The 24,526-nt window shown below is 72.2% G+C and carries 21 protein-coding genes; 8 read left to right on the top strand and 13 right to left on the bottom strand.

What is annotated here, in order from left to right:
* From B085_RS0123340 to B085_RS0123315, 6 genes are all read left to right on the top strand, one after another.
* Positions 1 to 748 (top strand): amidohydrolase family protein (locus B085_RS0123340; protein ID WP_018561017.1); only part of this gene is annotated, 748 nt, incomplete at its 5' end.
* 20 nt (positions 749 to 768) lie between these two features.
* Positions 769 to 1,791 carry a TIGR03842 family LLM class F420-dependent oxidoreductase gene (locus B085_RS0123335; RefSeq protein ID WP_018561016.1) on the top strand — a complete coding sequence of 341 codons (1,023 nt, stop codon included), beginning with the start codon at positions 769 to 771 and terminating at the stop codon, positions 1,789 to 1,791.
* A 17-nt stretch (positions 1,792 to 1,808) separates the two neighbouring features.
* Positions 1,809 to 3,347 (top strand): NCS1 family nucleobase:cation symporter-1, encoded by a 1,539-nt coding sequence (locus tag B085_RS0123330; protein WP_018561015.1) that lies wholly within the window; start codon positions 1,809 to 1,811, stop codon positions 3,345 to 3,347.
* Between the two features lie 57 nt (positions 3,348 to 3,404).
* Positions 3,405 to 4,223 (top strand): inositol monophosphatase family protein, encoded by an 819-nt coding sequence (locus tag B085_RS0123325; RefSeq protein WP_018561014.1) that lies wholly within the window; start codon positions 3,405 to 3,407, stop codon positions 4,221 to 4,223.
* A complete protein-coding gene (locus B085_RS0123320) occupies positions 4,220 to 5,650 on the top strand; it encodes a phytoene desaturase family protein (RefSeq protein WP_018561013.1) in 1,431 nt (476 codons plus the stop codon). The genes B085_RS0123325 and B085_RS0123320 overlap by 4 nt, the downstream gene beginning before the upstream one ends.
* Before the next feature lie 58 nt (positions 5,651 to 5,708).
* The gene (locus B085_RS0123315) at positions 5,709 to 6,692 is read left to right on the top strand and encodes an aldo/keto reductase (protein ID WP_026251351.1); all 984 of its coding nucleotides are present in this window, start codon (positions 5,709 to 5,711) and stop codon (positions 6,690 to 6,692) included.
* Positions 6,693 to 6,753: 61 nt separating this feature from the next.
* Here B085_RS0123315 and B085_RS0123310 read toward each other — a convergent pair whose 3' ends face one another.
* Complete coding sequence (locus tag B085_RS0123310; protein WP_026251350.1) at positions 6,754 to 7,494, bottom strand: SIR2 family NAD-dependent protein deacylase; 741 nt, start codon at positions 7,492 to 7,494, stop codon at positions 6,754 to 6,756.
* Positions 7,495 to 7,743: 249 nt separating this feature from the next.
* Positions 7,744 to 8,523 carry a nucleotidyltransferase domain-containing protein gene (locus B085_RS0123305; RefSeq protein ID WP_018561010.1) on the bottom strand — a complete coding sequence of 260 codons (780 nt, stop codon included), beginning with the start codon at positions 8,521 to 8,523 and terminating at the stop codon, positions 7,744 to 7,746.
* 80 nt (positions 8,524 to 8,603) lie between these two features.
* Between B085_RS0123305 and B085_RS0123300 the strand changes: the two genes are divergently transcribed.
* On the top strand, positions 8,604 to 10,400 hold the full coding sequence (locus B085_RS0123300; protein WP_018561009.1) for a gamma-glutamyltransferase family protein: 1,797 nt from the start codon (positions 8,604 to 8,606) through the stop codon (positions 10,398 to 10,400).
* On the opposite strand, the gene B085_RS0123295 is transcribed toward B085_RS0123300, so the two are convergent.
* The 3 genes from B085_RS0123295 to B085_RS0123285 are packed head-to-tail and all read right to left on the bottom strand — an operon-like array spanning position 10,382 to position 12,964.
* Complete coding sequence (locus B085_RS0123295; protein ID WP_018561008.1) at positions 10,382 to 10,900, bottom strand: NUDIX domain-containing protein; 519 nt, start codon at positions 10,898 to 10,900, stop codon at positions 10,382 to 10,384. The genes B085_RS0123300 and B085_RS0123295 overlap by 19 nt on opposite strands.
* Positions 10,897 to 11,889, bottom strand: a complete 993-nt coding sequence (locus B085_RS0123290) for a ketopantoate reductase family protein (protein WP_026251348.1) — start codon at positions 11,887 to 11,889, stop codon at positions 10,897 to 10,899. Before B085_RS0123290 ends, B085_RS0123295 begins: the two co-directional genes overlap by 4 nt.
* A 10-nt stretch (positions 11,890 to 11,899) precedes the next feature.
* Complete coding sequence (locus B085_RS0123285) at positions 11,900 to 12,964, bottom strand: ADP-ribosylglycohydrolase family protein (protein WP_018561006.1); 1,065 nt, start codon at positions 12,962 to 12,964, stop codon at positions 11,900 to 11,902.
* A gap of 71 nt (positions 12,965 to 13,035) precedes the next feature.
* Between B085_RS0123285 and B085_RS0123280 the strand changes: the two genes are divergently transcribed.
* Positions 13,036 to 14,163, top strand: coding sequence for a glycerate kinase (locus tag B085_RS0123280; protein ID WP_420706623.1), 1,128 nt, complete (start codon positions 13,036 to 13,038; stop codon positions 14,161 to 14,163).
* Between the two features lie 78 nt (positions 14,164 to 14,241).
* Here B085_RS0123280 and pssA read toward each other — a convergent pair whose 3' ends face one another.
* From pssA to B085_RS0123240, 8 genes are all read right to left on the bottom strand, one after another.
* Positions 14,242 to 15,093 (bottom strand): CDP-diacylglycerol--serine O-phosphatidyltransferase, encoded by an 852-nt coding sequence (gene pssA, locus B085_RS0123275; protein WP_026251346.1) that lies wholly within the window; start codon positions 15,091 to 15,093, stop codon positions 14,242 to 14,244.
* Positions 15,080 to 15,736 carry a phosphatidylserine decarboxylase gene (locus B085_RS0123270; RefSeq protein WP_018561003.1) on the bottom strand — a complete coding sequence of 219 codons (657 nt, stop codon included), beginning with the start codon at positions 15,734 to 15,736 and terminating at the stop codon, positions 15,080 to 15,082. Before B085_RS0123270 ends, pssA begins: the two co-directional genes overlap by 14 nt.
* A 171-nt stretch (positions 15,737 to 15,907) precedes the next feature.
* Positions 15,908 to 17,119 carry an acyl-CoA dehydrogenase family protein gene (locus B085_RS0123265; protein WP_018561002.1) on the bottom strand — a complete coding sequence of 404 codons (1,212 nt, stop codon included), beginning with the start codon at positions 17,117 to 17,119 and terminating at the stop codon, positions 15,908 to 15,910.
* A gap of 12 nt (positions 17,120 to 17,131) precedes the next feature.
* Positions 17,132 to 17,635 (bottom strand): MaoC family dehydratase, encoded by a 504-nt coding sequence (locus tag B085_RS0123260; RefSeq protein ID WP_018561001.1) that lies wholly within the window; start codon positions 17,633 to 17,635, stop codon positions 17,132 to 17,134.
* Positions 17,636 to 17,690: 55 nt separating this feature from the next.
* A complete protein-coding gene (locus B085_RS0123255) occupies positions 17,691 to 19,703 on the bottom strand; it encodes a protein meaA (RefSeq protein ID WP_026251345.1) in 2,013 nt (670 codons plus the stop codon).
* Between the two features lie 14 nt (positions 19,704 to 19,717).
* Positions 19,718 to 21,055: a crotonyl-CoA carboxylase/reductase gene (gene ccrA, locus B085_RS0123250; RefSeq protein ID WP_018560999.1), complete on the bottom strand. Its 1,338-nt coding sequence runs from the start codon at positions 21,053 to 21,055 to the stop codon at positions 19,718 to 19,720.
* Positions 21,056 to 21,452: 397 nt separating this feature from the next.
* Complete coding sequence (locus B085_RS0123245) at positions 21,453 to 22,229, bottom strand: TetR/AcrR family transcriptional regulator (protein WP_026251344.1); 777 nt, start codon at positions 22,227 to 22,229, stop codon at positions 21,453 to 21,455.
* 106 nt (positions 22,230 to 22,335) lie between these two features.
* Positions 22,336 to 24,123 (bottom strand): 3-hydroxyacyl-CoA dehydrogenase family protein, encoded by a 1,788-nt coding sequence (locus B085_RS0123240; protein WP_018560997.1) that lies wholly within the window; start codon positions 24,121 to 24,123, stop codon positions 22,336 to 22,338.
* Between the last annotated feature and the right edge of the window lie 403 nt (positions 24,124 to 24,526).

The raw sequence follows: 24,526 nt of genomic DNA, 5'->3' as shown, positions 1-24,526 counted from the left end.
CGAGCTGCTGGAGGCCGAGGCGACCCACCGCGCCATCCGGCTCGCCCAGGTCGCGGGCTCCCCGCTCTACGTCGTCCACGTCTCCGCCCGGCAGGCGGTCGAGCAGATCACCCTCGCCAGGGACGAGGGGCTGAACGTCTTCGGCGAGACGTGTCCGCAGTATCTGTTCCTGTCCACGGACAATCTNGCGGAGCCGGACTTCGAGGGGGCCAAGTACGTGTGCTCCACGCCGTTGCGGCCGAAGGAGCACCAGGCGGCGCTGTGGCGGGCCCTGCGGACCAACGACCTGCAGGTGGTGTCGACGGACCACTGCCCGTTCTGCTTCGTGGGTCAGAAGGAGCTGGGGCGGGGTGACTTCTCGAAGATCCCGAACGGTCTGCCGGGGGTGGAGAACCGGATGGACCTGTTGCACCAGGCCGTGGTGGACGGTCACATCAGCCGCCGCCGGTGGATCGAGATCGCCTGTGCGACGCCGGCGCGGATGTTCGGTCTCTATCCGCGCAAGGGCACCATCGCGCCGGGTGCGGACGCCGACATCGTGGTCTACGACCCGGACGCGGAGCAGGTCGTGTCCGCCGCCACCCACCACATGAACGTCGACTACTCGGCCTACGAGGGCAAGCACCTGCGCGGCAAGGCCCGCACCGTGATCTCGCGCGGCACCGTCGTCGTCGACCAGGACCGCTACCTGGGCAGGGCCGGTCACGGCCGCTACCAGACCCGCGAGACATGCCAGTACCTCGTCTAGCCACCCCAGGGAGCGCAGCCATGGATTTTGGTCTCGTCCTGCAGACGGACCCGCCCGCCGCGGGGGTCGTGGAGCTGATGCGGCGTGCCGAGCGCAACGGCTTCACCCACGGCTGGACGTTCGACTCGACCGTGCTGTGGCAGGAGCCGTTCGTCATCTACAGCCAGATCCTGGCGAACACCGAACGGATGGTCGTCGGCCCGATGGTCACCAATCCGGGCACCCGTACCTGGGAGGTGACCGCCTCCACCTTCGCCACGCTCAACGAGATGTTCGGCAACCGGACGATCTGCGGCATCGGCCGGGGCGACTCGGCGATGCGTGTGGCCGGACGCAAGCCCAACACCCTCGCGCGCATCGAGGAGGCGATGCACGTCATCCGGGAACTCGCCGAGGGCCGCGAGGCCGACCTCGGCAGCGGGGCGGTGGTGAAGTTCCCGTGGGTGCGGCCCGGTGCCGAACTGCCGGTGTGGATGGCGGCGTACGGGCCGAGGGCGCTGGCGATCGCCGGGGCGAAGGCGGACGGGTTCATCCTGCAGCTCGCCGACGTCTATCTGACGGAGTGGATGGTCAAGGCGGTCAGGGAGGCCGCGGTCGCCGCCGGACGTGACCCGGCCGAGGTGAAGGTGTGCGTGGCNGCTCCGGCGTACGTCACCGAGGACGACTCCCCGCAGGCGCTNGCCCACGCCCGCGAGCAGTGCCGCTGGTTCGGCGGCATGGTCGGCAACCACGTCGCCGACCTNGTNTCCANGTACGGNGAGNNNTCNGNCNCNGTNCCCNANGNNCTCACNGANTACATCANGGCCCGCNAGGGNTACGACTACTCGCACCACGGCCGGTCGGGGAACCCCGACACCGCGTTCGTCCCCGACGAGATCGTCGACCGCTTCTGCCTCCTGGGCACCCCCGAGCGCCACGTCGAGAAGCTGCGCGCTCTGGAGGCCCTCGGCGTCGACCAGTTCGCGGTCTACGACATGCACGACGCCAAGGAGTCCACCATCGACGCCTACGGCTCCAGCGTCATCCCCGTACTCCGCGGCTGAGGGGGAGCACCGCGCCCATGCCGGCCCCCACGCCGCCCGCCCAGATCACGCACCCCGACGGCCGCGTCGAGCTCCGCCTCGACGCGGCCGTCCCGCACGGCCCGTTCGCCAACCAGGACCTGCTGCCGATCCCCATCGCCAAACGGCACTGGACCACCTACAACTTCACCGCGCTGTGGGTCGGGATGGCGCACAACATCCCGTCCTGGACCCTCGCTTCCGGGCTGGTCGCCCTCGGCATGGACTGGAAGCAGGCGGTGCTCACCATCGCCCTCGCCAACGTCATCGTGCTGGTGCCGATGCTGCTCACCGGCCACGCGGGCCCCAAATACGGCATCCCCTTCCCGGTGCTGGCGCGTTCCTCGTTCGGGGTGCGCGGCGCGAACCTCCCGGCGCTGCTGCGCGCCGCCGTGGCCTGCGCCTGGTTCGGCATCCAGACCTGGATCGGCGGCCAGGGCATCTTCGTCCTGCTGGGGAAGATCTGGGGCGGCTGGGCGGGCGCCGCGCACGTGGCGGGCTACCCGTGGACGCTGTGGGTCTGCTTCCTCGCCTTCTGGGCGCTGGAACTCGCCATCATCTACCGGGGCATGGAGACGCTGCGCCGCTTCGAGAACTGGGCCGCGCCCTTCGTCATCGTCGGGGCCGTCGTGCTGCTGGTCTGGATGACGAACAAGGCGGGCGGCCTCGGCCACCTGCTGGACCAGCCCTCGGAACTGGGCTGGGGCGGGGACTTCTGGAAGGTCTTCTTCCCCGCCCTCATGGGCATGATCGGCTTCTGGTCGACGCTCTCCCTCAACATCCCCGACTTCACCCGCTTCGGGGCCGGGCAGCGTGCCCAGGTGTGGGGCCAGACGCTCGGCCTGCCGACCACGATGACCCTCTTCGCCGTCCTGTCGGTGCTCGTCACCTCCGGCTCCCAGGCGGTCTACGGCGAGGCCATCTGGGACCCGGTCGAACTGGCCGGCAAGGCCGACAACGTCCTCGGGCTGCTCTACGCCCTGGTCACGGTGCTGGTGGCCACCCTCAGCGTCAACATCGCGGCCAACGTGGTCTCCCCGGCGTACGACCTGTCCAACCTCGCGCCCCGGCACGTCGACTTCCGCACCGGCGCCCTGATCACCGGCGTCGTCGGGGTGCTGATCTTCCCCTGGAAACTGACCTCCACCCCCGAGCTGTACATCTTCACCTGGCTGGGTGTGGTGGGCGGCGTCCTCGGCACCGTGGCCGGCGTCCTCATCGCCGACTACTGGGTCGTGCGGCGCACGCACTTGGCGCTGCCGGAGCTGTACGAGGCGGGTGCCGGGCGCTACTGGTACCGCCGTGGCTGGAACTGGCGGGCGGTGCTCGCCCTCTTCGTGGGTGGTCTGCTGGCGGTCGGCGGCTCGTACTCCACCGTCGACGCCGAGGGCCGCAAGCAGGGGCCGTTCCCCGTCGACGGGCTGATCCCGCTGCTGAAGCCCCTCGCGGACTACGGCTGGGCGGTGGGCCTGGTCACCTCGTTCGTGCTGTACACCGCCCTGATGCGGAAGACGGGACCCGCCGCGCGGACGGCGTGAACCCGCCAAAGCCACGGCGGGTGCGCGGCGCCGCGGCCGATCTGGTCTGATGGAGGAGTGATCGATGACGCACTCTTCAAGGCGGTCGGGGACACCGTGCGCGCGGCCGCCGAGGCGGAGGTCGTGCCGCGCTGGCGTCAGCTGAGCGCCGCCGACATCAGCCACAAGACCGGACCGGGGGACCTGGTCACCGTCGCCGACCGCGAGGCGGAACTGCGGCTCGCCGAGGAGCTTCCGGCGCTGCTGCCGGGATCCGTCGTGGTGGGGGAGGAGGCCGTGCACGCGGACCCGGGCATCCTGCGCCGCATCGGCGGCGACGACCCGGTGTGGATCGTCGACCCCGTGGACGGCACCGCCAACTTCGTCGCCGGCAGGCCCGAGTTCGCCACGCTCGTCGCCCTCGCCCGCGGCGGCGAGGTCCACGCCTCCTGGACGTACGTGCCGCGCCTGGGCCTGATGGCCACGGCCCGGCTGGGCGGCGGAGCGCTCCTCAACGGCGAGCCGATCCGCACCGCGCGCGACGCCGACGGGTCCGCGCTCAAGGTGGCCACCTCGCAGTTCGCCTTCCTCGACGAACAGGAGCGGCGCCGCTTCGAGGGCCTCGGCACCGACGGCCTCGAGACCCGCCAGTGCACCTGCGCCGGGCTGGACTACCTGGAGGTCGCCCGGGGCGCCATCGACGCCGTCGCCTTCACCTGGGAGTCGCCCTGGGACCACGCGGCCGGCCTGCTGCTGGTCGCCGAGGCGGGCGGGGCCAGCGTCACCGCCGAGGGCGTGCCCTTCCGGATCGGCGGCGGCAACGCCTTCCCGTTCTCCGTGGCGCGCGACGAGGCGACCGCGCGACGGGTCGTCGACCTCATGGCGGGTGGCCGATGAGCAGGGCACACGTCACGGACGTCATCGTCGTCGGCGGCGGACCCAACGGCCTGACCGCCGCGGTCGAACTCGCCCGCGCCGGTTACTCCGTGGAGCTCTTCGAGGCCGCCGACCACGTCGGCGGCGGCGCGCGCACCGAGGAACTGACCCTGCCGGGCTTCCGCCACGACCCCTGCTCCGCCGTGCACCCGTTCGGCGCGGGCTCGCCCGCGTTCAACGCGATGCCGCTCGCCGAGCACGGACTGCGGTGGCTCCACCCGGAGCTGCCGCTCGCGCACCCCTTCGACGACGGCACCGCGGCGGTCCTGGACCGCACCGTCGGCGCGACCGCCGCCTCGCTTGGACCGCGCGACGCGGGCACCTACCGCCGGCTCCTGGCCCCCTACGTCGGCCGCTGGGACACCCTCGCCCACGACTTCCTGCGCCCCCAGTGGAGGGGACTGCCGCGCGACCCGCTGCGCTTCGCGAGCTTCGGGCTCACCGGGCTGCCGCCGGTGGCCGTGCTCGCCCGGCTGTTCCGCGACGAGAAGGCGCGCGGCCTGCTGGCCGGTCTCGCCGCCCATGCCATCGCACCGCTGACCAGCCCGCTCACCGGCGCGACGGCGCTGATGTTCGCCGTCTCCGGCCACGAGGTGGGCTGGCCGGTCCCGCGCGGCGGCTCCCAGTCGCTCGCCGACGCCCTCGCCTCCTACCTGCGGCAGCTCGGCGGCACCATCCACACCGGCGTCCTGGTCCGCAAGCTCGACGAGCTGCCGCCGGCCCGCGCGTACGTCTTCGACACCTCGCCGACCGCTCTGGCGCGCATCGCCGGGCTCGGCGACGCGTACCGGAACTACCGCTACGGACCCGCGGTCTGGAAGATCGACTACGCCCTCGACGGCCCCGTGCCCTGGACCGCCACCGAGCCCCGGCGGGCCGGCACCGTGCACATCGGGCCGACCTTCGCGGAGATCGGCGACGCCCTGAACCGGGCGGCGCGCGGCCGCCCGCCGCAGACCCCGTTCCTCATCACCGCCCAGCCCACGGTCGTCGACCCGGGACGCGCCCCCGAGGGCAAGCACGTCTTCTGGGTGTACGGACACGTGCCCAACGGCTGGCGCGGCGACGCCACCGAGGCCGTCGAGCGGCAGATCGAGCGCTTCGCCCCCGGTTTCCGGGATCTCGTCCTCGCCCGGGCGGTCAGCGGGCCGGCCGACCTCGCCGCCCGCAACGAGAACTACGTCGGCGGCGACATCGGCAGCGGTGCCTTCGCCGGCCTGCAGACGGCCTTCCGCCCCAAGGTGAAGTGGAACCCGTACGCCACCTCGCGCCCCGGGGTCTTCCTGTGCTCCTCCGCCAGCCCGCCCGGCCCGGGCGTCCACGGAATGTCGGGCCACCACGCGGCCCGCGCCGTCCGCCGCCACCTGGCAGGGGCCGGCCGCCGCTAGCCGCTGCCCCGCTGCCCCGTCGGCCGGGGCCGACGGGGCAGCGACTAGCATCGAAGGCATGGAGCAGCGCGTATTGGGCAGGACGGGCCGCAAGGTGTCCGTCGTGGGTCTCGGCACCTGGCAGCTGGGCGCCGACTGGGGCGAGGTCCGCGAGGAGGACGCACTCGCCGTCCTCGACGCGGCCGTGGCGGAGGGCGTGACCCTCTTCGACACGGCGGACGTCTACGGCGACGGACGCAGCGAGCAGCTGATCGGCCGCTACCTGCGGGAGCGCCCGGACGCCGGGATCTTCGTCGCCACGAAGATGGGCCGCCGGGTCGCCCAGGTCCCCGAGAACTACGTCCTGGACAACTTCCGTGCCTGGAACGATCGTTCCAGGGCCAACCTGGGCGTCGACACCCTCGACCTCGTGCAGCTGCACTGCCCGCCGACCGCCGTCTACTCCTCGGACGCCGTCTTCGACGCCCTCGACACCCTCGTCGAGGAGCAGCGCATCGCGGCCTACGCGGTCAGCGTCGAGACCTGCGAGGAGGCGCTGACCGCGATCGCCCGCCCGGGCGTCGCCAGCGTGCAGATCATCCTCAACGCCTTGCGGCTCAAGCCCCTGGAGCAGGTCCTGCCGGCCGCCGCCGAGGCCGGCGTGGGCATCATCGCCCGCGTCCCCCTCGCCTCCGGTCTGCTGTCCGGCCGCTACACCAAGGACACGGTCTTCCCGGCCGACGACCACCGCACCTACAACCGGCACGGCGAGGCCTTCGACCAGGGCGAGACCTTCTCCGGCGTCGACTACGCGACCGGCCTGGAGGCCGCCGCCGAGTTCGCCGCCCTCACCCCGGAGGGCGCGACCCCGGCCCAGACCGCGCTGCGCTGGATCATCCAGCAGCCCGGCGTCACCACGGTGATCCCCGGCGCCCGCTCCGTCGAGCAGGCCCGTGCCAACGCCGAGGCCGCCGCCCTGCCGCCGCTGCCGCAGAGCACGCTGGACGCCGTCCGCGACCTGTACGACCGGAGCATCCGCGCCCAGGTCCACCACCGCTGGTAGTCGCGGCGCAGGACCTGCCGTGAGCCGTGCCCCCGGGCGATGCCGTCCGGGGGCACCCGCGTCAGCCGGTCGCGGCCTGCCGGGCGATCCCGTCCAGGAGCGCGGGCAGTGAGCTCCCGATCGGCTCGCGCACCAACTCGTCCGCGATCTCGTCGTACGGCGTCGGCTCGGCGTTGACGATCACCAGCCGCGCGCCGTGCTCCGCCGCCATCCCGGCGAGCGACGCGGCGGGCTGCACCTGCAGGCTGGTGCCGACCGCGACGAGGACCGTGCACCCCTTGGCGATGGCCATCGCGTTGCCCAGGACCACCGGATCCAGCCGCTGACCGAACATCACGGTCGCCGACTTCAGGATCCCGCCGCACTTCCCGCACGCGGGATCCGGCTCGCCCGCCCGGACCCGCGCCAGGGCCTCGTCCATGGACGAACGGTCGTGGCACCGCGTGCACACCACGGCACGGGCCGTGCCGTGCAGTTCCAGCACCTTGCGCTCGGGCAGCCCCGCCATCTGGTGCAGACCGTCGATGTTCTGCGTGATCACGCGCAGCGGCACCCCCGACCGCTCCAGCCGGACGATCGCCTCGTGCGCGGCATTGGGCCGCGCCTCCAGCGCCGCGCTGTCCATGCGCATCCGCCACGACCTGCGGCGTACGTCGGGGTCGGCCATGTAGTGCTCGTACGTCACGAGCTTCTCGGCCTCCGGGTCTCGCCGCCACAGCCCGTTCGGACCGCGGTAGTCCGGGATGCCGGAATCGGTCGAGATACCTGCGCCACTGAGAATGGCTACGAGAGGCCTGGACATGAGCCGAGAGTAGGACGCCCGCAGGCCCCGGAGCGAACGGATATCGCGCCGCGCGTCACGCGCCGCCCGTCCCCGCCGGCCCTCGCCGCACGTGCGGTCAGCTGCGATTTTCGGGTGACCGTCCTCGCCGCGCGCGAGAAGGGTCCGCGGGGATGGAGTCACCGGTTCCGCGTCCTCCCGGGGCCGCAGCGGGCCGTGGGCGGCTGTCCGGCCGCCGCGCGGGGCTCCTCCCGGGATTCCGGCCCGGGGTCAGCCCAGCGCCGCCCGGACCTGCGCGACCAGCGCCGACGCGTCCTCCACCGCCGCCACCGGGTCGCCGAGGCCCGCCAGCACCGCCTCGGCGCGGGACCGGAAGCCGGGCGGGGTGTCCGGGAGGGCGCCCGCGGCGGCGAGGGCCCCCTTCTCGTTCAGGCACCACACGCGGTGGTGGGCGTGGAGCGACTGCGTGAGCACCCCCACCGCCCGCGACAGGCACAGCGCCGCGTGCAGGACGTCCCCGGAACCCGCGGACTTGCGGGCGTTCACCACGAGGAAGTCCGCCTCCCAGGAGGCCCCGACGAGCGCCTCGCGCAGCGGCTCCGGGTAGACCAGCGTGCCCTCGCGCAGCGCGGCCAGCTCGCCCGCCGGATCGGCCAGGACACGGCCCAGGGCCACCTCGCCGGCGTACACCGGGGACCAGAAGCCCAGCGGATGGCCGGCCTGGACGCCCACCTCGTAGCGGCCGGCGCGGCAGTCGTCCCACACCCGCCGCACCCGGTCCAGGTCCCGCAGGATCCAGTCGACCTGCAGGCCGTCGACGCGCAGCCACGCCCCGCCGTTCACCCAGGGCCCCCAGCCGCCGGGGCCGGCGATCTCCACCGGCCCGCCCGTCGCCTCGGCGGCGAGCGCGGCGAGCGCGTCCAGGTCCGGTTCCCCGCGGTAGTACACGCCGAGGTCCCAGTCGGAGTCGGGGCGGTGCGTACCGCGCGCCCGGCTGCCGCCGAGCATCACCGCGACGACACCGGGGACCCGGGCGAGAGCCCGCGCCATGGAGGAGACAGGGGGTACGTGTTCAGACTCGGGGGGCACCGTGCGAGTGTAGGAGTACCCCCCGCGCGAGGAGCACCGAATTGTTCACGACCCGGCCCACCCTCCAGGGCACCTTCGGCATGGCCTCCTCCACGCACTGGCTCGCCTCGCAGTCGGCGATGGCCGTGCTGGAGAGCGGCGGCAACGCCTACGACGCGGCGGTGGCCGCCGGATTCGTCCTGCACGTGGTCGAGCCGCACCTCAACGGACCCGCGGGCGAGGTGCCGATCATCGTCGCGCCCGCCGGCGGTCCCGTGCGCGTGCTCAGCGGCCAGGGCCCCGCCCCGGCCGGGGCGAGCGTGGACCACTACCGCGCGCTGGGCCTGGAGTTCGTCCCCGGCACCGGTCCGCTCGCGGCCGCCGTGCCCGGTGCCTTCGACGCGTGGATGGTGCTGCTGCGCGACCACGGCACCAAGCCGCTCGCGGACGTGCTCTCCTACGCCATCGGCTACGCCGAGCAGGGCCATCCCGCGGTGGAGGCGGTCGGCGCCACCGTCGGTTCCGTGCAGGCGCTGTTCGAGACGGAATGGACCACCTCGGCCGAGCTGTACCTGGCCGACGGCCGTCCGCCCCGTCCGGGCGCCCTGCTGCGCAACCCCGGTCTGGCCGCCACCTGGCGGCGGTTGCTGCGGGAGGCGGAGGCCGCAGGCAGCGGCCGGGAGGCGCAGATCGAGGCGGCCCGCAGGGTGTGGCGCGAGGGCTTCATCGGCGAGGCGCTGGCCGCCTTCGCCGCCCGTCCCGCGATGGACACCACCGGCGAGCGCCACGCCTCCACCCTGACCGGGGACGACCTCGTCGCGTACGAGGCCCGCCACGAGGACCCGGTGACCTTCGACTGGAACGGCTGGACGGTCTGCAAGGCCGGAGCCTGGAGCCAGGGCCCGGCCTTCCTGCAGCAACTGGCCCTGCTGCCGGACCCCGCCGACCTGGAGTACGGCACCGCCGACTACGTGCACACCCTGGTCGAGGGCACCAAGCTCGCGATGGCCGACCGCGAGGCCTGGTACGGCGACGCCGAGGACGACGTCCCCCTCGCCGAACTGCTCTCCCCCGCCTACAACGACGCGCGGCGCGCCCTGGTCGACCCGGCCAAGGCCTCCCACGAGCTGCGCCCCGGCAGCCCGGGCGGCCGCACACCGCGGCTGCCCCGCTTCCCGCTCCACGACCCGGCAGCGGCACCCGACTTCGACGCCATGGGGGTAGGAGAGCCGACCGTCGCCCACAACGGCGCGACCCGCGGCGACACCTGCCACCTCGACGTCGTCGACCGCTGGGGCAACATGGTCGCCGCCACCCCCAGCGGCGGGTGGCTGCAGTCCAACCCGGTGGTGCCCGGGCTCGGCTTCCCGCTCGGCACCCGCCTGCAGATGACCTGGCTGGAGCCCGGCCTGCCGAACTCCCTGACCCCGGGCCGCCGTCCGCGCACCACGCTCACCCCCTCGCTCGCGCTGCGCCACGGCGTGCCCGTGATGGCCTTCGGCACGCCGGGCGGAGACCAGCAGGACCAGTGGTCGCTGCACTTCTTCCTGGGTGTCGCCCTGCGCGCCCCCGTCCGGGGCGGCCTCGACCTCCAGGGCGCCATCGACGCGCCCAACTGGCACAACGACAGCTTCCCGAGCTCCTTCCACCCGCGGGAGATGCGGCCGGGCAGCCTCACCGTGGAGAGCCGCTTCGAGGAGTCCGTCATCGCCGGGCTGCGCGGCCGCGGTCACGACGTCACCGTCTCCGCCCCCTGGTCCGAGGGCAGGCTGTGCGCCGTGGCACGCGACCCGGAGACCGGTGTGCTGTCCTCCGCCGCCAACCCCCGCGGGATGCAGGGCTACGCGGTGGGCCGCTGACCGATGGCGGGAGGACGGCCGTTGACCAGCTCGACGGGGCAGGCGCCGTCCTCCAGCGCGGCCAGAGCGGCACGGACCCGCCGGTACAGGCCGGGGGAGAGGTACTCCTCGGCCTCCTCGGGCGTCGCCATCCGCCAGGCGGACAGCTCCTCCTCCTGCAGTACGATCGCGCCGAGCGCGGCCTCGTCGAGCACCCCGCCGTCGTACATGTACGAGGTCAGCGGCGGCCGCCCCGGCCCCTGCACCCAGTCGACGGTGAGCAGGACGCCCGGCTCGACGTCCAGTCCGACCTCCTCCAGGGTCTCCCGGCGCGCCGCCTCGCGGGGCGTCTCCCCGTCGGCCGACTCGATGGTGCCGCCGGGCAGCACCCACTTGCCGTCCTCGCGGTAGGTGGTCTCGGCGATCAGGATGCGGCCCCCGGCGTCGCGGAAGAGCGTGCTGGCCCCGGCGAGGACCTTGGGCAGGCTGTCGATGTACGCGGAGAAATCGGTGGTGGTCACGCGCCCCAACCTACGGGGTCGCGGCCCTCGACCGCGGCGGCCACCTGCGCCGGCTCCAGGCCTCCGGGGGCGCGGCGGTCGCGTGCCGCGCGGTTCGCGAGCCGCCGCAGCGTCTCGTTGACCGGCACGGGTATCCCGTGGAGCCGTCCGAGGAGCACGATCTCGCCGTTGAGCCAGTCCGCCTCGACGCTCCCGGTGCCCCGGGTCAGGCTCTGCCAGGACGAGCCGCCGCCCCGGGCGAAGCCGTCGACCGGCCGCAGGCTCACCAGGTCCCCGCGCACCGCCGCCTGCTCCTCGACGCCCGCGTACGGGATGCCGGCGGCGTCGAGCACCGCGGTGCCCTCCGCCTTCGCCCGGTCGAGGAGTCCGGCGGCCGTCTCGTCCCAGCCGCCGCACAGGGCCTCGACGGCGTTGCCGAGGTTCGACAGCAGCTTGGCGTACTTCCAGCGCATCACGTCGGGCACGACCGGGGCCGCGAAGGAGGACTTCTCCAGGTCCGCGGAGACGGCCCGCGCCAGGTCGTCCGTCCCGTGCGGGTAGCGGCCCAGGTGGAGGATCCCGGTCAGCGGCCCGCAGGGGGCGACCACCTCACCGGGCTCGAGGTGGGTCGACGGCAGCCACACGCACATCCCGTACACGTCGCGGAAACGGCGCAGTGCCATGCGTTCGTTGGCCACGCCGTTCTGGGCGCAGACGACTGGCAGACGGTCCGCGACCGGGGCCCAGGCGTCGAGCGCGGCCTGCGTGTCCTGCGTCTTGACCGCCAGCACCAGGACATCGTCCGTCCGGAGGGACAGCTCCCGCGGACCGGCGGCGACCGGGACGCGCAGCTTCAGCGTCCCGTCCGGCGTCCGCAGCGTGAGCCCGCGATCGCGCAGCGCCTCCAGGTGCGCTCCCCGCGCGACCAGGACGACCTCGTGACCGCTCTCGTGCAGCCGTCCGCCGATCGTCGCGCCGACCGCGCCCGCTCCCACAACGATGTATCGCACACGTGAGACCCTACGGCACCAGGAGAACCGTGCGACGGGCCAGTTCGCTGACGGCCACCCCGTCGAAGCCGAACACGGCGCTGCGCACCCGGTCCTCCAGCGGGTCGGTCCACTGCGAGGGGATCGCGGCCGCGCCGCAGAGCACCCCGGCGACCGAACCCGCCGTCGCGCCGCCCGAGTCCGTGTCCAGGCCGCCGCGTACGGTCAGCGTGATGGTCGCGGTGAAGTCGCCCGCGCCGTAGAGCAGTCCGGCGGTGACGAGTGCGGCGTTGGGGACGGTGTGGATCCAGTGCAGCCCGCGGGTCTCCTCGTCCAGTTCCGCCATCGTGGCGGCCCAGTCGAGCCCCGCCTCGTGCAGCGCCATGGTCCGCCGCACGGTACGTGCCAGCCTGCAGCCCGGCGGGACGTGCCGCAGCGCCGACTCCAGCGCGGCCCGGGCGTCGGGCGCCGTGAACGCCGCCGCGATCAGCGCCGCCGCCCACATCGCGCCGTACACCCCGTTGCCCGTGTGCGACAGCACCGCGTCCCGGCGGGCGAGGGAGGCGGCCCGCCGCGGATCGCCGGGGGAGGTCCAGCCGTGGATGTCGGCGCGGATCAGCGCCCCGATCCACTCCTGGTACGGGTTGTCCGCCGTGGCCGTCAGCGGCGGCTTCAGCCCGTTGGCGAGGTTGCGGTACGCCGCTCGCTCGGCGGTGAAGGTCTGCAGGTAGGGGAGGCGCAGCAGCCACAGTTCGCCGACCTGCTCGGTGGTGAAGTCCGGGCCGTACGTCTCCAGCAGGTCGAGTCCGAGGATCGCGTAGTCGACGTCGTCGTCCCGCGCGCTGCCGTGGATGTTGCCGCGGGTGCACTGCGGCCACTCCGGGCGCAGCGCGAACTCGGCCGGGTCAGGCGGCGGGTCGAGCGCCGGGATGTAGTCGGTCAGCGGGAGCGCCCCGGCCAGGCGCAGGTAGCGGTCGATGCGCTCGCGGGTCCAGTGGTCGCCGCGCTCGACGGGCTTGCCGAGCATGTTGCCGGCGATCCGGCCGAGCCAGCCGCCGAGGACGCGGTCTTCGAGGGAGAGGGCGGTGAGGGCCATGCATACGGTGTACCGCCCGGGCGCCCCGGGATAGGGTCCAAGCGGCGCGACCTGCCGTAAGGGAGATCAAAGTGACGGACGCACGGCCTGTGCGGGTGCTCATAGCAGCGGACAAGTTCAAGGGTTCGCTCACCGCCGTCGAGGTGGCGGAGCGGCTCGGGGCGGGACTGCGGCGGGCCGCTCCCGGTCTCGTCGTCGAGTCCGTGCCGGTGGCCGACGGTGGGGACGGCACGGTGGACGCCGCCGTCGCCGCGGGGTTCGAACGGCGGCTGGTGGAGGTCAGCGGGCCGCTCGGGGAGCCGGTCACCGCCGCGTACGCGCTGCGCGACGGCACCGCCGTGGTGGAGATGGCCGAGGCCTCGGGGCTGCGGCATCTGCCGCCGGGAGTCTTCGCGCCGCTGACGGCGACCACCCGCGGCACCGGTGAGCTGCTGCGGGCGGTGCTCGACGCGGGGGCGCGGTCCGTCGTGCTCGGCGTCGGCGGCAGCGCCACCAACGACGGCGGCGCGGGCATGCTCGTCGCGCTCGGCGCCCGGCTGCTGGACGACCGGGGCGAACCGGTCGGCCCGGGCGGTGCGGCGCTCGCCGGGCTGGCCTCGGCGGACCTGTCCGGTCTCGACCAGCGGCTCGCCGGCACCGAGGTCGTCCTCGCCAGCGACGTCGACAACCCGCTGCTCGGCCCCAAGGGTGCCGCGGCCGTCTACGGCCCCCAGAAGGGCGCCTCGCGGGAGGACGTCGCGACGCTGGACGCCGCGCTCGCCCGCTACGCGGAGGTGCTGGGGGCCGGTGCGGCCGCGGAGTCGCCGGGTGCGGGCGCGGCGGGCGGCGTCGGGTTCGGGGCGCTGGTGGGTCTGGGCGCCTCCTTCCGGCCCGGCGTCCAGGTGCTCCTGGACATGCTCGGCTTCGCGGAAGCCCTGGAGCGCGCCGACCTGGTCATCACCGGCGAGGGCTCGCTGGACGAGCAGACCCTGCACGGCAAGGCCCCGGCCGGTGTCGCGGCCGCCGCCCGTGCCCGGGGCGTGGACGTCGTCGCCGTCTGCGGCCGTCTCACGCTGTCCGGACCGGCCCTGGGCGCGGCCGGCATCCGGCGGGCGTACGCGCTGACCGACCTCGAGCCGGACCCGGCGCGCTGCATGGCCGAGGCCGGGCCGCTGCTGGAGCGCCTCGCCGGGGACATCGCGCGCGACCTCCCGGCCTGACCCGGGAACGCCAGGGGCCCCGAGCCTTCCCGGCTCGGGGCCCCTGGCACGTACTTCCCAGGCTGTGAGGCTGTACGGCTACGGAAGCTGTGCCGTACGCGCCTCACGCCGGTTGTTGCGGATCGTGTTGACCCGGCGGGTCGTCGCGAAGAGCGGGATCACCGCCGCGGCGCAGATCTGCAGGGCCGCGCCCGTCTGCAGCAGCACGTCGCCGCCGGGGACGGCGAACGCCCAGCAGACCAGGCAGCCCATGCTCAGCACGATCCAGGCGAGCGTGATCGTCGCGAGCCGGCCACGCGGCTTCGGGTACTCGACCCGGCTGACCATCAGCCACGCCACACCGACGATGGCCAGCACCGTCGGGATGAAGGGCAGATCCAGCAGCACGACGGAGATGACCGTCATCGCCCCGAAGGGGCTCGGCATGCCCTGGAAGATCCCCTCCCGCACCGTCGTGCAGGAGAAGCGGGCCAGGCGCAGGACGACCGCGAGCAGCACCACGACCGCCGCCACCGCCGACACCTTGCCGTAGGCGTCGTCCGAGATCAGGCCCCACACGACCACGAAGTAGGCGGGGGCCAGGCCGAAGCTGATCAGGTCGGACAGGTTGTCCAGTTCCGCGCCCATCGCCGAGCTGCGCAGCTTGCGCGCCACGAGCCCGTCGAAGAGGTCGAAGACCGAGGCCATGAGCATCAGCAGCACGGCGGTGGCGGCGCTGTGCCGCGTCATGCCGCCGTCGGTGTTGCCCATCAGGTGCGGCACGAGCACCCCGGTGGTGGTGAAGTACACCGCCATGAATCCGCAGATCGCGTTGCCGAGGGTCAGGCCGTCCGCTATCGACAGGCGCGTCGACAGCGGCATGTCATCGTCGTCGTCCTCGTCCACCGAGGCGACCCATGGTGCCTGGGTGTCGGGATCAATCACGGTCAAGGCGCGTCACCCCAGCCACGGTGGTCTGGCCGACCTCGACGGCGGGCTCGACGCCCTCCGGCAGGTAGATGTCCACACGGGAGCCGAAACGGATCAGGCCGATGCGCTCGCCCTGCTCCACCTTGGTGCCCTGCGGCACGTAAGGGACGATGCGGCGCGCCACGGCTCCGGCGATCTGCACCATCTCGATGTCGCCGAGCTCGGTGTCGAAGTGCCAGACGACGCGCTCGTTGTTCTCGCTCTCCTTGTTGAACGCGGGAACGAATCCGCCGGGGATGTGCTCCACGGACGTGACCGTGCCGGCGAGCGGCGCGCGGTTCACATGGACGTTCAGCGGGCTCATGAAGATCGCGACGCGGGTGCGCCCGTCCTTCCACGGCATGATGCTCTGCACCACGCCGTCGGCCGGCGAGATGACGCGGCCCTGGGCGATCTCGCGCTCGGGGTCGCGGAAGAACCACAGCATGCCCGCCGCGAGGGCGGTGGTGGGGACGGCCACGGCCGCCCAGCGCCCGGAGCGGCGGGCGCGGACGAGGCTGACCGCCGCGGTGGCGACGGTCGGGAGGAGCCACGGCGACGCTCCGCGCGCGAGGCGTACGCCGGCCCGGCTGTCGCGTTGTGCAGAGGAATGGCTGTGGGGCATGGAAGACCTTCGTAGCGGAGGGTGCCGCAATGATGGTGCAGGGGACGGCGGCTTTCCGTGAATGGTATCGGGAGTCCCCGGCAACTGGGCAAGCCAGCAGTCGAGTCAGTGGCCGGTATTTGATGACTGGTTGTGACCTTTGGCTCGCACAAAGTGTCACAACCCAGACATTCACCCCTGGATCCGGTACTCCTCGAGCAGCCGGCGGCCGATGATCATTTTCTGGATCTCGGCGGTGCCCTCGCCGATGAGCAGCATCGGTGCCTCGCGGTACAGGCGCTCGATCTCGTACTCCTTGGAGAAGCCGTAGCCGCCGTGGATGCGGAAGGCGTCCTCCACGACCTCTTTGCAGTACTCCGAGGCCAGGTACTTCGCCATGCCGGCCTCGAGGTCGTTGCGCTGGCCGGAATCCTTCTTGCGGGCCGCGTTCACCATCAGCGCGTGGGCCGCCTCGACCTTGGTGGCCATCTCCGAGAGCTTGAACTGGATCGCCTGGTGCTGCGCGATCGGCTTGCCGAAGGTCTGCCGCTGCTGGGCGTACGCGATCCCCAGTTCGAAGGCCCGCTGTGCGACGCCGCAGCCCCGGGCCGCCACGTTGACCCGGCCGACCTCGACACCGTCCATCATTTGGTAAAACCCGCGGCCGCTCCGTCCGCCCAGGACGCGATTTGACGGAATCTTCACGTCCTCGAGGATGAGTTCGGTCGTGTCGACGCCCTTGTACCCCATCTTCTCGATCTTGCCGGGCACGGTGAGGCCCTTCACCTTCGGGTTCGGTCCGAAGCCCGGTTCCTTCTCGATGAGGAAGGTCGTCATGGACTTGTGCGGGGCCGCGCCCTCCGGCTGGCCCTCGTCGGTCCGGCACAGCACCGCGACGAGGTTGGACGTGCCGCCGTTGGTCAGCCACATCTTCTGGCCGTTGATGACGTAGTCGTCGCCGTCCCGGACCGCCTTGGTGCGGATCGCCGAGACGTCGGAGCCGAGGCCCGGCTCGGACATGGAGAAGGCGCCGCGCACCTCACCCGTGGCCATGCGGGGCAGGAAGTACTCCTTCTGCTCCTCGGTGCCGTGCTGCTTGAGCATGTAGGCGACGATGAAGTGCGTGTTGATGATGCCCGACACGCTCATCCAGCCGCGGGCGATCTCCTCGACGGTCAGGGCGTAGGTGAGCAGGGACTCGCCGAGGCCGCCGTACTCCTCGGGGATCATCAGCCCGAAGATGCCGAGTTCCTTGAGGCCCTCGACGATGTCGGTGGGGTACTCGTCCTTGTGCTCCAGCTCGTTGGCGACCGGGATGATCTCCTTGTCGACGAAGCTGTGGACGGTGGAGAGGATCTCCTGCTGGATGTCGGTCAGCCCGTCGGTCTGCGCGAGGCGGCTCATGTCTGCGGTCTCCTAGGCGTTCAGCTCGGGGCGGCCGGGCTGCTCGCCGCCGCGCTCCTTGATGTAGGTGGCGGTGGGGACCATCACCTTGCGGCGGAAGACGCACACCAGGGTGCCGTCCTGCTTGTACCCCTTGGTCTCCACGTGGACGATCCCGCGGTCGTCCTTCGACTTCGACGCCCACTTGTCCAGCACGGTCGTCTCGCCGTAGATGGTGTCGCCGTGGAAGGTCGGTGCCACGTGCTTGAGCGACTCGACCTCCAGGTTGGCGATCGCCTTGCCGGAGACGTCCGGCACCGACATGCCGAGCAGCAGGGAGTAGACGTAGTTCCCCACGACCACGTTCTTCCCGAAGTCGGTGGTCTTCTCGGCGTAGTTGGCGTCCATGTGGAGCGGGTGGTGATTCATGGTCAGGAGGCAGAAGAGGTGGTCGTCGTACTCAGTGACCGTCTTCCCGGGCCAGTGCTTGTAGACGGCGCCGACCTCGAACTCTTCATACGTACGGCCGAACTGCATCTCTCCTGCGCCTCCGGGGTGTCGAACGTGTTCGTACAGGTGTTCGTCGCGGTGGTCACGCGGCGACCTCCAGCGGGTCCAGCTTGTTGGCCCTGCGGATCTCGTCCACGATCCTGCCGATGATCTCGGTGATCCCGAAGTCCTTCGGCGTGAACACGGCCGCGACCCCGGACTCGACCAGCTTGGCCGCGTCCGCCGGCGGGATGATGCCGCCCGCGATGACCGGCACGTCGTCCACGCCGGCCCTGCGGAGCCGGTCCAGCACGTCCGGCACCAGCTCGGCGTGCGAGCCGGAGAGGATCGACAGGCCCACGCAGTGGACGTCCTCGGCGACCGCGGCCGAGACGATCTGCTCGGGTGTCAGCCGGATGCCCTGGTAGACCACCTCGAAGCCGGCGTCGCGCGCCCGCACGGCTATCTGCTCGGCGCCGTTGGAGTGACCGTCCAGGCCCGGCTTGCCCACCAGCAGCCGCAGCCTGCCGGTGCCCAGCTCCCCGGCGGTCAGCGCCACCTTGCGGCGTACCTCGGCCAGCGGCGTGCCCGGCTCGGCGGTGACCGCGACCGGGGCGTCGCTCACGCCCGTCGGGGCGCGGAACTCGCCGAAGACGTCGCGCAGCGCCCAGGACCACTCGCCCGTCGTGACGCCCGCCCGGGCGCACTCCAAGGTGGCCTCCATGAGGTTGCCGGTGCCGGCCGCCGCGGCCTTGAGGGCCTCCAGCGACCGCTGCGCCCGCACCTCGTCCCGGTTGTCGCGCCACGCGTGGAGGGCGGTGACGACCCGCCCCTCGTTCTCCGGGTCGACGGTCATGATGGCGCCGTCCAGATCCGAGGTGAGGGGGCTGGGCTCGGTGCCCTCGTAGCAGTTCACGCCGATGATCTTCTCCTCGCCGGACTCGATCCGCGCCCGGCGCTCGGCGTGCGAGGAGACCAGCTGCGACTTCAGGTAGCCGGACTCCACGGCGGCCATGGCGCCGCCCATCTCCTGGATGTGCCCGATCTCGGCGAGGGACCGCTCGACCAGCTCGGCGACCTTCGCCTCGACCACGTGGCTGCCGTCGAAGATGTCGCCGTACTCCAGCAGGTCGCTCTCGTGGGCCAGAACCTGCTGGATGCGCAGGGACCACTGCTGGTCCCAGGGGCGCGGCAGGCCCAGCGCCTCGTTCCAGGCCGGCAGCTGCACTGCGCGTGCCCGGGCGTCCTTGGAGAGCGTCACGGCCAGCATCTCCAGCACGATGCGCTGGACGTTGTTCTCCGGCTGGGCCTCAGTCAGGCCCAGCGAGTTGACCTGCACCCCGTAGCGGAAGCGGCGCTGGCGGGGGTCCTCGATCCCGTAGCGCTCACGGGTGACCTTGTCCCAGATGCGGGTGAAGGCCCGCATCTTGCACATCTCCTCGACGAAGCGGACACCCGCGTTGACGAAGAAGGAGATGCGCGCGACGACGTCGCCCATCCGCTCCTGCGGAACCTGTCCGGAGTCGCGGACGGCGTCCAGGACGGCGATCGCGGTGGACATCGCGTACGCGATCTCCTGCACCGGCGTGGCCCCGGCCTCCTGCAGGTGGTAGCTGCAGATGTTGATCGGGTTCCACTTGGGGAGGTGGTTGACCGTGTACGCGATCATGTCCGTCGTCAGCCGGAGCGACGGGCCGGGCGGGAAGACGTACGTCCCGCGCGACAGGTACTCCTTGACGATGTCGTTCTGCGTCGTCCCCTGGAGCCTGGTGACGTCGGCGCCCTGCTCCTCGGCGACCACCTGGTAGAGCGCGAGCAGCCACATGGCGCTGGCGTTGATGGTCATCGAGGTGTTCATCTCCTCCAGGGGGATGTCCTGGAAGAGCCGGCGCATGTCGCCGAGGTGGGCGACCGGGACCCCGACCCGGCCCACCTCGCCGCGGGCCAGGATGTGGTCGGGGTCGTACCCGGTCTGCGTCGGGAGGTCGAACGCGACCGACAGGCCGGTCTGGCCCTTGGCGAGGTTGCGGCGGTACAGGGCGTTGGACGCCTCGGCGGTGGAGTGCCCCGCGTACGTCCGCATCAGCCACGGACGATCCTTCTGACGCTCGTTCATGCTCCCTCCCGGTCTCAGACGTTCCGGAAGCGGTTGATGGCGTCGATGTGCCGGGCCCGCAACTCCGCGTCGCGGACGCCGAGGCCCTCCTCGGGGGCGAGCGCCAGCACGCCGACCTTGCCCTGGTGCGCGTTGCGGTGCACGTCGTGGGCGGCCTGGCCGGTCTCCTCCAGGCGGTACGTCTTCGACAGCGTGGGGTGGATCTTGCCCTTGGCGATGAGGCGGTTGGCCTCCCACGCCTCGCGGTAGTTCGCGAAGTGGGAGCCGACGATGCGCTTGAGCGACATCCACAGGTAGCGGTTGTCGTACTCGTGGTTGTAGCCCGAGGTCGACGCGCAGGTGACGATCGTGCCGCCCTTGCGGGTGACGTAGACCGAGGCTCCGAAGGTCTCGCGGCCCGGGTGCTCGAAGACGATGTCGACGTCCTCGCCGTCGGTCAGCTCGCGGATGCGCTTGCCCAGGCGCTTCCACTCCTTCGGGTCCTGGGTGTGCTCGTCCTTCCAGAAGCGGTAGTTCTCGGCGGTGCGGTCGATGATGGCCTCGGCGCCCATGCGGCGGCAGATCTCGGCCTTCTGCGGCGAGGAGACCACGCAGATCGGGTTGGCGCCGCCGGCCAGCGCGAACTGGGTGGCGTAGCTGCCCAGGCCGCCGCTGGCGCCCCAGATCAGTACGTTGTCGCCCTGCTTCATGCCGGCGCCGTTGCGGGAGACCAGCTGGCGGTAGGCCGTGGAGTTCACCAGCCCCGGGGCCGCGGCCTCCTCCCAGCTGAGGTGCCTGGGCTTGGGCATCAGCTGGTTGGACTTGACCAGCGCTATCTCGGCGAGGCCGCCGAAGTTGGTCTCGAAGCCCCAGATGCGCTGCTCGGGGTCGAGCATCGTGTCGTCGTGGCCGTCCGCGGACTCCAGTTCGACGGACAGGCAGTGCGCGACGACCTCGTCGCCCGGCTTCCACAGGTTCACGCCGGGTCCGGTGCGCAGCACGACGCCGGCCAGGTCGGAGCCGATCACGTGGTAGGGCAGGTCGTGCCGCTTGGTCAGCGGGGAGAGCCTGCCGTACCGCTCGAGGAAACCGAACGTCGAGACCGGCTCGAAGATCGAGGTCCACACCGAGTTGTAGTTGACCGAGCTGGCCATGACGGCCACCAGGGCCTCGCCCGGGCCGAGCTCGGGCACGGGCACCTCGTCCAGGTGCAGCGACTTGCGCGGGTCCTTCGCGCGGCTGTCCACGCCCTCGAACATGCCGGCCTCGTCCTTGTGGACGGTGATGGCGCGGTACGACTCGGGCAGCGGCAGTGCGGCGAAGTCCGCGGCCGTGCTTTCGGACGCCATGATTGCGTCGAGGATGTCCTTCACGGTGATGCCTCCGGCGAAGCGCGACGTAGGGACGCTTGAGGGAACGTCGGGGGTTTGCTGGGGGTGGTGCCGTCGGTTCGGCGGTGGTGCCGGCTGTCCGTGGCGGTCGCACGGATGGAGCGGAGCGCGTGGTGGCGCGGTGAATGCCTGTGACGCAGGCGCCCGGGCCTTGGGGACAGACGGCGTACGACGGATCCCAGTACGCCGCCCGCCCGGACAGCTCTTACGTTATGGCACCGCGTGCCACCCTGCAAGACACTGGGTGCCAACAATTTTTCTCAGATGGCACCACGACTTCACGTTTGAGCAACACAGGCAGGCGCCCCCGGCACGAAGGCCTGGGGGCGCCGGTGGGGTGGCGGGAGTACGGGAGGGCGCCGGGGGCGCGAAGGGGCGGCTACGCGCCCTTCAGGGCTTTTTCGATCGTCCGCATGACCTCGGCCGGCGAGGCGTCGGTGCGGGCCACGGCGACGACGACCTCGCCCTGCTGGGAGGCGAGCACCGGGGTGGGGGAGGGGCGCCGGCCGATGCCGGTGCCGAAGGTCTGCTTGATCACCTCGAAGGCGTGGTCCAGCTGCGACTCGACGTCCCCCTTGCCGCCCGCGCGCAGCCAGCGCCGCAGCACATGGTTGTGGGCGGCGACGACGGCGGACGCGGCGACCTCCGCCAGCAGCGGGTCGTCGTCCCCGTCGTGGTGGGCGCCCTCGTCGAAGTGGCCCAGCAGGTAGCGGGTGAACAGCCGCTCGTAGCGGGCCACCGAGGCGATCTCGCGCTCCCGCAGGATCGGGATCTCGCGGGTCAGGCGGTAACGCTCCACCGAGACCTCGGGAGCCTCGGCGTACATGCGCAGCACCTCGGTGATGCCGCGGCACACCGTGTCGAGCGGGTGCTCGTGCGGCTCGGCGGAGTCCAGCACCTGCCCCACACGCACCAGGGTGTCGTCGTGGTCGGGGAAGATCGCCTCTTCCTTGGAGCGGAAGTGCCGGAAGAACGTCCTGCGCGCGACCCCGGCGGCCGCCGCGATCTCGTCGACCGTGGTCGCCTCGTACCCCTGGGTCGCGAAGAGGTGCATCGCCGCGGCGGCCAGTTCCTGGCGGACACGATGGCGCTGGGCGGTGCTGGAGGACGCACGGGCGGGCTTCACGGGCTGGGGCATACCGCGAACGTACTGCATTCCCGCCGAGGCGTGGACCGACCCCGGTGTGCGGAGGCGGTGGGGCGGTCCCAGCAGACCGCCCCAGCCGCCGGGATCGTCCCGGCCGTCCCAGGCGCCCGCGTGGTCAGCGGCGGGCATACTCGCGGAAGCCGCGGCCCGTCTTGCGGCCGAGGCAGCCCGCGGACACCAGGTGCTCGAGCAGCGGCGCCGGTGCCAGGCCCGGGTCGCGGAACTCCTTGTGCAGCACCTGCTCGATCGCGAGCGAGACGTCCAGCCCGACCACGTCGAGCAGTTCGAAGGGCCCCATGGGGTAGCCGCCGCCGAGCTTCATCGCCGAGTCGATGTCCTCGACCGTCGCGTAGTGCTCCTGCACCATCTTCACGGCGTTGTTGAGGTAGGGGAACAGGAGCGCGTTGACGATGAAGCCCGCACGGTCGCCGCAGTCCACGGCGTGCTTCCTGATCCGGCCGCAGACCTCGTGGACCGTCGCGCGCACGTCCTCGGCGGTCAGCACGGTGCACACCACTTCCACCAGCTTCATGGCGGGCGCCGGATTGAAGAAGTGCATGCCGATGACGTCCCGCGGGCGCGTGGTGGCCGTCGCGACGGCCACCACGGGCAGCGAGGACGTCGTCGTGGCCAGCACCGCGCCCGGCTTGCAGACCTTGTCCAGGGTCGCGAAGAGCTGCTGCTTGACGGGCAGGTCCTCGGCGACCGCCTCGACGGCCAGGTCCACGTCGGCGAAGGCGTCCAGCGAGCCGGCCGCGGTCACCCGTGCCACGGCGGCGTCGCGCTGCTCCTGGCCGAGCCGGCCCCTCGCGACCGACCGGTCCAGCGACTTGGCCAGTGCCGCGACCGCCTTGTCGGCCTTCTCCTGGCCGCGGGCGGCCAGCACGACCTCGTACCCGGCCTTGGCGAAGACCTCCGCGATGCCGGTGGCCATCGTGCCCGAGCCGGCGACGCCCACGCTGCGCACGGGGCGCCCGCCGCCGGCACCGGCGGCCTCGGCCGGGGTCTCGGCGTCCGGGACGACCGTCGCGCTGCCGGGGGCCTCGTAGGTGTAGAAACCGCGCCCGGCCTTGCGGCCCTTGAGGCCGGCGGCGGTGAGCTGCTTCAGGACGGGCGCGGGGGCGTGCAGCCGGTCGCGCGAGGCCTGGTACATCGCCTCCAGGACGGTCTGCGCCGTGTCGATGCCGATCAGGTCCAGCAGGGCGAGCGGGCCCATGGGCAGGCCGCAGCCCAGCCGCATCGCCGCGTCGATGTCCTCACGGGTGGCGTACCGGGCCTCGTACATGGCCGCGGCCTGGTTGAGGTAGCCGAAGAGCAGTCCGTCGGCTATGAAACCCGGGCGGTCGCCGACCGCCACCGGCTGCTTGCCGAACGAGCGGACCAGCTCGGTCACGGCGTCGGTGGTCTCGGGGGAGGTCAGCACGGTGGAGACCACCTCGACCAGCTTCATGGCCGGGGCGGGGGCGAAGAAGTGCAGGCCGAGGACGCGGTCCGGGCGCGAGGTGTGCGAGGCCAGCTCGGTCACCGACAGCGCGTTGGTGCCGGTCGCCAGGACGGCGCCGGGTTTCACGATGGCGTCGAGGGCCGTGAGGACCTCGCGCTTGATCTCGAAGTGCTCGGTGACGACCTCGATCACCAGATCGGCGTCGGCCGCCGCCTGCAGGTCGGGGAAGGTGCGGAATCGGGCCAGGATGTCGCCGCGCTCGGACTCGGTGATCCGTTCGCGCTGCACGGCGCGGGCGGTGGAGCTTTCCAGGGCGGCGACGGCGCGTTGCGCGGCCGCGTCGTCGATCTCTATGCCGACGACTTCGCGGCCGGCCCGGGCGACGACCTCGGCGATGCCGGTGCCCATGGTGCCGAGACCGATGATGGCGACGGTGGGGAAGGGACGTGGACGGTCCATCGCGGAACTCCGAATGCTGAGGGTCCGCGCCGTGCGTCTCTGCTGCGCAGGCGCGGGGGCGGGAGAGTCGAGGAGCCGCGGGGGTGCGTACGCGTGTGTGTGCGTACCCGCGTGAGATCCGGCGAGCCCTGTCCCGGGGCTGCGCCACGATGGTGCCGAACCGACGACGGCGGCACACGGCGGCTGCGTCACCAGGCCGCTGTGTGCGTTGGTTAGAGGGTAACCGGCGAGTAACCTCGGCGCCAGCCCTCCGCCCATGTGATTTACACCGCCTACAGATGAGCGCGCCATTAGGGTGAGCGCAGCGGGACAGGGGGAGAGCGTGGAACAGGTGCAGGGGGGCGCCGGTCATGCGGCGCGGCGCGCGGCCGAGCTGTACGGGGCCGTGCGGGCGGGGGAGGCG

This window comes from Streptomyces sp. BoleA5 (assembly GCF_000373665.1).
Taxonomy (GTDB): domain Bacteria; phylum Actinomycetota; class Actinomycetes; order Streptomycetales; family Streptomycetaceae; genus Actinacidiphila.
The sequence above is the reverse complement of the archived record's forward strand: the minus strand, read 5'-3'. Positions and strand labels throughout refer to the sequence as shown.

Coding starts and splice junctions, on each gene's coding strand:
- B085_RS0123330 (WP_018561015.1), top strand. CDS start 1,809: ATGCCGGCCCCCACGCCGCCCGCCCAGATCACGCACCCCGACGGCCGC.
- B085_RS0123320 (WP_018561013.1), top strand. CDS start 4,220: ATGAGCAGGGCACACGTCACGGACGTCATCGTCGTCGGCGGCGGACCC.
- B085_RS0123315 (WP_026251351.1), top strand. CDS start 5,709: ATGGAGCAGCGCGTATTGGGCAGGACGGGCCGCAAGGTGTCCGTCGTG.
- B085_RS0123310 (WP_026251350.1), bottom strand. CDS start 7,494: ATGTCCAGGCCTCTCGTAGCCATTCTCAGTGGCGCAGGTATCTCGACC.
- B085_RS0123305 (WP_018561010.1), bottom strand. CDS start 8,523: ATGGCGCGGGCTCTCGCCCGGGTCCCCGGTGTCGTCGCGGTGATGCTC.
- B085_RS0123285 (WP_018561006.1), bottom strand. CDS start 12,964: ATGGCCCTCACCGCCCTCTCCCTCGAAGACCGCGTCCTCGGCGGCTGG.
- B085_RS0123270 (WP_018561003.1), bottom strand. CDS start 15,736: ATGCCCCACAGCCATTCCTCTGCACAACGCGACAGCCGGGCCGGCGTA.
- B085_RS0123265 (WP_018561002.1), bottom strand. CDS start 17,119: ATGAGCCGCCTCGCGCAGACCGACGGGCTGACCGACATCCAGCAGGAG.
- B085_RS0123260 (WP_018561001.1), bottom strand. CDS start 17,635: ATGCAGTTCGGCCGTACGTATGAAGAGTTCGAGGTCGGCGCCGTCTAC.
- B085_RS0123255 (WP_026251345.1), bottom strand. CDS start 19,703: ATGAACGAGCGTCAGAAGGATCGTCCGTGGCTGATGCGGACGTACGCG.
- B085_RS0123245 (WP_026251344.1), bottom strand. CDS start 22,229: ATGCAGTACGTTCGCGGTATGCCCCAGCCCGTGAAGCCCGCCCGTGCG.
- B085_RS0123240 (WP_018560997.1), bottom strand. CDS start 24,123: ATGGACCGTCCACGTCCCTTCCCCACCGTCGCCATCATCGGTCTCGGC.